This window comes from Streptomyces bambusae, from assembly GCF_019400985.1.
Classification (GTDB): Bacteria; Actinomycetota; Actinomycetes; order Streptomycetales; family Streptomycetaceae; genus Streptomyces; species Streptomyces bambusae_A.
In genome coordinates this window covers 1-6,451 of the sequence record NZ_WTFF01000379.1, presented here as the reverse complement: position 1 = coordinate 6,451, position 6,451 = coordinate 1, and the positions used below count along the sequence as shown (strand labels likewise).

The window sequence follows — 6,451 nt, the reverse complement described above, 5'->3', positions numbered from 1 at the left end:
CCGCCAGGCCCCGCGCAGCGGCCCGGCTCGCCTCGGCCAGGCTCGGCCCGGCCAAGCAACGGCCCCGCTCCGCCAGGCCCCGCGCAGCGGCCGCCTCGGTCCGGCCCGGCCACGCAGTGGCCCCGCCAACGCCAGCCCCCGCGCAGCGGAAGACCCCGCTACCAGCCCTCCGGCTGATCCGCCGGGACCGCGAACACCGTCCCGTCCGGCGCCGTCGCAAAGACCCGCCCACCCACCACCACCGGCGCCGCCAACGCCGCCGCATACGTGTTCTGCCCGTCCGCCATCCTCGGCTTCGTCTGCCCCACCAGCCGCCGGCTCCCCGCGTCCACCGCCACCAGCCGCCCGTCCGGCGCGCTCAGGTAGACCCGCCCGCCACTGGGCACCGGCCGCGACGCCACCGTCATGCCCGTCTCCAGCCGCCACTCCTCGCGGCCCCGCTCCTCGCGGTCCGGTTCCCAGCGCACCGCAACCAGCGCGCCCGACGTGCCGAAGACGTACACCGCCCCGTCCGCGTCCACGGCGGCCTGCGCCTGGAGCAGCGGCGCCGACAGCGGGGTCCGCCGCATCCCCGGGCGGCCGCCGCCGCCCAGGTCCATCCGTACGACCGCGACGGCCAGCGACGCCTTGTCGCTCTCCAGCAGGTAGAGCCCGCCCTGCGCCACCCCGACCGGCTCCACCAGCCCGGCCGCGCGCACCTGGCGGCGTACCGCGCCGGTCGCCGGATCCACCTCCATGACCTGGGTCGATGCGCCGTCCGCGGCCTGCGCCGCCGCATACAGGACGGGCGGGCCGGACCCCGGCTGCTCCGGCCCGGCGCACCACAGCGCGGCCCCGTCGCCGATCCGCTTCGCCCAGCGCTGCCCGCCCGTCGCCGCGTCGAGCCCGGTGACACTGCCGTCCACACCGGCGACGAGCGCGTACGGGCCGGCGGGCACCACCTTCGCGCCCTGCGGCAGCTTCCGCTTCCACCGCTCGGCGCCCGTCGCCGGGTCCAGCGCCTGGAGCAGGTCGCCGCCCGCGGCCACCGCGAGCACCAGCCCGCCGGCGTGCAGCGGAGCGCCGCTCTCCGTCGTACGGGCGGCAGGCGCGGGTGCGGGGAGGGACCAGGCGAGCGAGCCGTCGGCCGGGTTCAGCCGGGCCGCGGTCAGGCCCGGGCCCGAGCAGTAGAGCGCCCCGGCCTGCCAGGAGCACGCCGCGGCCGGGTGCACGCGGCTGCGCGTCCCGCCCAGCGTGACCGCCCACGGCGTGACCAGCTCCCCACCCGCGCCGTGCGGCCCCTGCTCCCCGCTGCGTACGGGGGCCCGCCCGGCCCCCGCCGGGGTACCGAACACGAGGTACCCGCCGACCACCCCGCCCACGAGCAACAGCCCGAGCCCAACAGCCACGACCTTCCGCGGCCGCAGCCGCAGCCGCGCCCCGATCCGCCCCCGGACACCACCCGAGCCCGACGCACCCGAGCCCGACGCACCCGCACCGACCCCGTCCCGCCGATGCGTGTCCTCATCGGCGCCCGGCCCAGTCCCCGGCCCAGCCCCCGCCCCCAGCGCCCCCCCCCCCCCCACCCCCCCCCCCCCCCCCCCCCCCCCCCCCCCCCCCCCCCCCCACCGCCTCCACCCCCCCCGCCCGCCCCGCTGCGCTCGCCGCCGACCCCCCCACCCCCCCCCGCCCCCGCCCCTTCTCCGTCTCAAAGCCCCCCCACCCCCCCTCCGACCGCCACGACCCCGAGGCCCAGAAGCACCTTGTCCGGCGGGCCTTCGCCGACCTCCCCTGGCACGTCCCCCACCTCCTGGACGCGCTCACCCACGCCGACGACCTCTACTTCGACTCCATCAGCCGCGCCGACGTCCCCTCCTGGTCCACCGGCCGCATCGCCCTCCTCGGCGACGCCGCCTGCGGAGCGACCATCGGCGGCATGGGCACCGGCACCGCCGTCGTCGCCGCGTACGTCCTCGCGGGCGAGCTCGCCCGCTCCCCCGAGGACCCCCGTGGCGCCTTCACCCGGTACGAGAACCTGCTCCGCGCGCACGCCGAGGGCTGCCAGAAGGGCGGCGACCGTACGGGCTCCTTCCTCGCCCCGGCCACCCGCACCGGCCTGCGCCTGCGCAACGGCCTCCTCAGCCGCCGCCGCATCCTCGACCTGATGCTGAAGGAGGGGCAGAAGACGGCCTCCGCCCTCCCCCTCCCGGTCTACGAAGCCCCCACAGCCCCGACCCCGACCGCCTGATCCGACCCCGCCGAAAGAACTTCCCCCACCCAGTCACACCCGCGCTCTCCACTCCGTCAGACCAGTGAAGACCCGAACCGGAGCAACCAAGGAGAGCCAATGACCACCACCGCCACGGCCACCACCGTCACCACCCCCGCCCGCATGGCCAACCCCGCCTACGCCGTCCCCGGCGCAATGGACGCCCTGCTGGCGATCGGCAAGGCGGTCGTCGCCACCGGCGTCAGCGAGCGCACCCTCGAACTGGCCCACATCCGCGCCAGCCAGATCAACGCCTGCGGCGTCTGCCTCGACATGCACCCCAAGATCGCGAAGCAGCTCGGCGAGACCGACCAGCGCCTCCACGCCATCGCCGGCTGGCGCGACACCCCGTACTTCACGGAGGCCGAGCGCGCAGCGCTCGCCCTCGCCGAGGCCGTCACCCGCGTCGCCGACCGCAGCGACGCGGTGCCGGACGAGAGGCGGCCCGCCACTACACCGAGCCGCAGCTCGCCGCCCTGATCCTGTCCATCGCCACGGTGAACCTCTGGAACCGCATCAACCTCGCCACCCGCCAGCAGGCCGGCTCCTGGTCCTGACCGCTGGAGCACCTGCCCGAGGAGACCGTTAACGCCGTTAACGCCCCCGGACCCCAGTCACCGTTAACGCCGTTAACGCCCCGGGCCCCATCTCTCCATCACCGTCAACGCTCCCAGCCCCGTGCCCGTTAACGCCGTTAACGCCCAGAGCCCACCCACCGACAAAGAACGGCGCGCCCCCCTCCTCCTCGGCCTCGGCCTTGACCGTTAACGCCGTTAACGCCGCTGCCGTCAACACCCCGCCGCCAACACCGTTGGCACCGCACCGCACCACCGAGGCCGCTGCCGCTAACCCCCACACATCCCCAAACCCCCACACACCCACGCACCCTCACCCCCCACCCCCTCGAAAAAGTACTTGTCGACTGGTTTTCTTTCTTCACCTGAAGCTAGATTGACCCGGCAGGCCGCGCGGCCCCAGCAGTCGCACCACGCCCTGCACCCCCACCAGTCCCACTGTTCCCACCCATCTCAGGAGCGACCCCGTGGCGAGGGCCAGGCAGGAACGGGCCGAGATCACCCGGCAGGCCATCCTCGACGGCGCCGCCGTCGCGTTCGACAAGACCGGCTTCGGCGGCACCAGCCTGAGCGACGTCGTCAGGAACGCAGGCGTCACCAAGGGCGCCCTGTACTTCCACTTCCCGTCCAAGGAAGCCCTCGCCCGCACCCTGATGGAGGAGCAGTTCCAGGTCGCCGAGCCCGTCCCGGCCATCGAGGAACCAGGCCTGCAGACGGCCATCGACCTCACCCACACCATGGCCCACGGGCTGCTCACCAACGTCCGCATCCGCGCCGGCATCCGCCTGGTCATCGAGTTCGGCTCCTTCACGGACCCCGACCCGTCCCCGTACAACGCCTGGATCGACGTCTGCCGCAGCTGCCTCGTGCCGGCAAAGGAGCGTGGCGACCTGCTCCCCTCCGTCGACGTCCCCGCCCTGTCGACCTACCTCGTCGGCGCGTTCACCGGCATCCAGGTCACCTCGTACGTCCGCACCGGCCGCGCGGACCTCCACGAGCGGGTCGTCGACCTGTGGAACCTCCTGCTCCCGGGCATCGTCCCCGCCGACCGCATCCCCCTCTTCGACCCGGCCGGCTCCCCCGAGTGCCAGGCCGAGACCGGCCACCCGGCCGCGGCCGTCGGCTGACACCGCATCCAGGGCGGCCTCGCACGCGCCGTGGTGAACCACGGGGGTGCTCGCTACGGCGTGTGCGAGGCCGCCCTGTCGCATCGTCCGCACGAGGGCGGGCACGGTCGACGACGTCGACGGTGCCCGCCCTCACCCATGCACGGCATTAACGCCGTTAACGCGGTCACACCACCACGAACACCCACCACGAACACCCACCACGGGCAGCCACCACGAACACCCACCACCAACATCCGTTAGCAAAACTCAAGCGTGGCGCCCACATCACCCACCGAACGTTAGTAAAGTCCCTCTCATGACTTCGCCCTCGTCCACGAGCGACCGTGAGAAGGTCGTCTCCAAGCTGCCCCCGTGGCTGCGCCAGGAGTTGAAAATCCGGACCGCCCAACTGCGGGTGGACATCCAGGACGCCGTCCACCAGGGCATCGCCCACTGGTCCGCCCTGGCCTCGGCCCCCTCCCCCGTCGACACCTCCGGCGCCGAGTCGTTCTCCACCTGGCTGCCCGCCGGCCAGTGGGAGTCCTTCCGTACGCACTCCAAGGAGCGCGGCGTCTCCCTCATCCAGGGACTCGCCCAAGCCGTCCAGCTCTGGCTGGAGATGAACCCGGCCCCGACCGTCCAGCGCCCCTCGGTCGTCCGCCGCATCGTCGTGTGCAACCAGAAGGGCGGCGTCGGCAAGACCGCCATCACCGCCGGCACCGCCGAGGCCCTGGCCGAGGACCCCCACACTCTCCACCCGGTCCGCATCGCCCGGCAGCTGGCCCGCCTCACCGCGGAGCCGGAAGACCACCAGCACCACCAGCACCACCAGCACCACCACACCGAACCGGCCAGCAGCGCCTTCGACCGCGAAGACCTCCCCGGCCTCGGCATGCGCGTCCTGCTGGTCGACTTCGACCCCCAGGGCCACCTCACCAAGCAGCTCGGGCAGCAGCCGATGCCCATCGGCGGCGACAGCCTCACCTGCCACATGGCCGGCGAGGCCAAGGGCCCGCTCTCCGACCTCATCGTCCCCGTCGAGGACGAGCGCTTCGGCGACCGCCTCCACCTCCTCCCCTCCTGCACGGACGCCTTCCTCCTCGACGTCCGCCTCTCCACCGTCCGCGCCCGCGAGGCCGCCCTCGAACGCGCCCTCGCCCCGGTCGAGTCCGACTACGACGTGATCCTCGTGGACTGCCCGCCCAGCCTCGGCCTCAGCATGGACGCGGCCATCTACTACGGCCGCCGCCGCGACACCGAGCAGCCCGGCGCCTCCGGCGCCCTGATCGTCGTCCAGGCCGAGGACTCCTCCGCGGACGCCTACGACCTCCTCACGTCCCAGATCAACGACCTGCGCGACGACCTCAGCCTCGACATCGACTACCTCGGCCTCGTCGTGAACCTCTACGACGGCCGCCGCGGCTACATCGCCACCTCCTCGCTCCAGGCCTGGATGGACATAAAGGATCCGCGCGTCGTCGCCGTCGTACCCGACCTCAAGGAACAGCGCGAGGCCGTACGCCTCAAGCAGCCGCTGTTCGTCTACGCACCCAAGGGCGACCAGGCCGTCGCCCTGCGCGCCCTCGCCAGGGAGATCTCATGAGCAAGGCCGACAAGCTCGGGGTATCGGCGTCGTTCGCCCGCGCCCAGACCGCCGTCAGCTCCCGCCGCGCGGCCATCGCCGAGGCCACGGGCGCCCCCACCTCCGGGGCGGTCCCGCCGTCGGAGGTGCCCATCGAGGCACTCGCGCACAACCCGTTCAACCTCCGCGAGGAGCTCACCGACCTCGACGAGATGGCGCAGTCGCTGATGTCCCGCGGCCAGCTCCAGCCCCTCGCGGTCGCCACCCGCATGGCGTTCATGGAAGCCCACCCGGGCAGGACGGACGGCCTCGGCCGGGCCCCGTACGTCGTCATCGACGGCAACCGCCGCCTGGCCGCAGCCCTGCTCGCCGGCCTCAAGACGATGCACATCCACGTCAACGACAGCCTGGCCACCTCGGCCGCCGACATCCTCGAATCGGCCCTCATCGCCAACGTCCACCGGGTCGACGTCGCCCCCATGGACCAGGCCCGCGCCCTCCAGGAGCTCGTCGACGTCCACGGCTCCCAGGCCCAGGTCGCCAAGCGCCTCGGCAAGACCCCGGCCTGGGTCTCCCAGCGCCTCGCCCTGCTGAACCTCACCCCTCCCCTCCAGGAGAAGGTCGAGACGGGCGAGCTGAAGGTGGAGCCCGCCCGCCGCATCGGCCGCCTCCCCCAGGAGGAACAGGCCGCCGCGGCAGCCGAGACCATTAACGCCGTTAACACCAACCCGCCCCGCCCGCCCCCCCCCCCCCCCCCCCCCCCCCCCCCCCCCCCCCCCCCCGCCCCCCCCCCCCCCCCCCCCCCCCCCCCCCCCCCCCCCCCCCCCCCCCCCCCCCCCCCCCCCCCCCCCCCCCCCCCCCCCCCCCCCCCCCCCCCCCCCCCCCCCCCCCGCCCCCGCCCCCCAGCCCCCACTCGCCCCACCCACCCCCCGCCCCA

General features: G+C 74.3%; 6 protein-coding genes. 5 read left to right on the top strand and 1 reads right to left on the bottom strand.

Going from position 1 to position 6,451, the window contains the following annotated elements; genetic code table 11:
* Nucleotides 1-158: 158 nt before the first annotated feature.
* The gene (locus GPJ59_RS31980) at nt 159-1,388 is read right to left on the bottom strand and encodes an outer membrane protein assembly factor BamB family protein (RefSeq protein ID WP_219671415.1); all 1,230 of its coding nucleotides are present in this window, start codon (nt 1,386-1,388) and stop codon (nt 159-161) included.
* A gap of 527 nt (nt 1,389-1,915) precedes the next feature.
* Here GPJ59_RS31980 and GPJ59_RS31975 point away from each other — a divergent pair.
* The 5 genes from GPJ59_RS31975 to GPJ59_RS31955 all read left to right on the top strand — a co-directional run.
* Nucleotides 1,916-2,227 carry a hypothetical protein gene (locus GPJ59_RS31975; RefSeq protein WP_219671414.1) on the top strand — a complete coding sequence of 104 codons (312 nt, stop codon included), beginning with the start codon at nt 1,916-1,918 and terminating at the stop codon, nt 2,225-2,227.
* A 99-nt stretch (nt 2,228-2,326) separates the two neighbouring features.
* Nucleotides 2,327-2,728, top strand: a complete 402-nt coding sequence (locus GPJ59_RS31970; RefSeq protein WP_308120601.1) for a carboxymuconolactone decarboxylase family protein — start codon at nt 2,327-2,329, stop codon at nt 2,726-2,728.
* A 562-nt stretch (nt 2,729-3,290) separates the two neighbouring features.
* Entirely contained in the window at nt 3,291-3,950 is a 660-nt protein-coding gene (locus tag GPJ59_RS31965; protein WP_308120599.1) for a ScbR family autoregulator-binding transcription factor, read from the top strand.
* A gap of 298 nt (nt 3,951-4,248) precedes the next feature.
* Nucleotides 4,249-5,535: a ParA family protein gene (locus GPJ59_RS31960; RefSeq protein ID WP_219671413.1), complete on the top strand. Its 1,287-nt coding sequence runs from the start codon at nt 4,249-4,251 to the stop codon at nt 5,533-5,535.
* A partial coding sequence (locus GPJ59_RS31955) for a ParB/RepB/Spo0J family partition protein (protein WP_219671412.1) occupies nt 5,532-6,451 on the top strand: 920 nt, incomplete at its 3' end. The genes GPJ59_RS31960 and GPJ59_RS31955, both read left to right, overlap by 4 nt.

Bases quoted from the DNA above. Each gene is read 5' to 3' on its own strand.
- GPJ59_RS31975 (WP_219671414.1), top strand. From the start codon at position 1,916: ATGGGCACCGGCACCGCCGTCGTCGCCGCGTACGTCCTCGCGGGCGAG.
- GPJ59_RS31970 (WP_308120601.1), top strand. From the start codon at position 2,327: ATGACCACCACCGCCACGGCCACCACCGTCACCACCCCCGCCCGCATG.
- GPJ59_RS31960 (WP_219671413.1), top strand. From the start codon at position 4,249: ATGACTTCGCCCTCGTCCACGAGCGACCGTGAGAAGGTCGTCTCCAAG.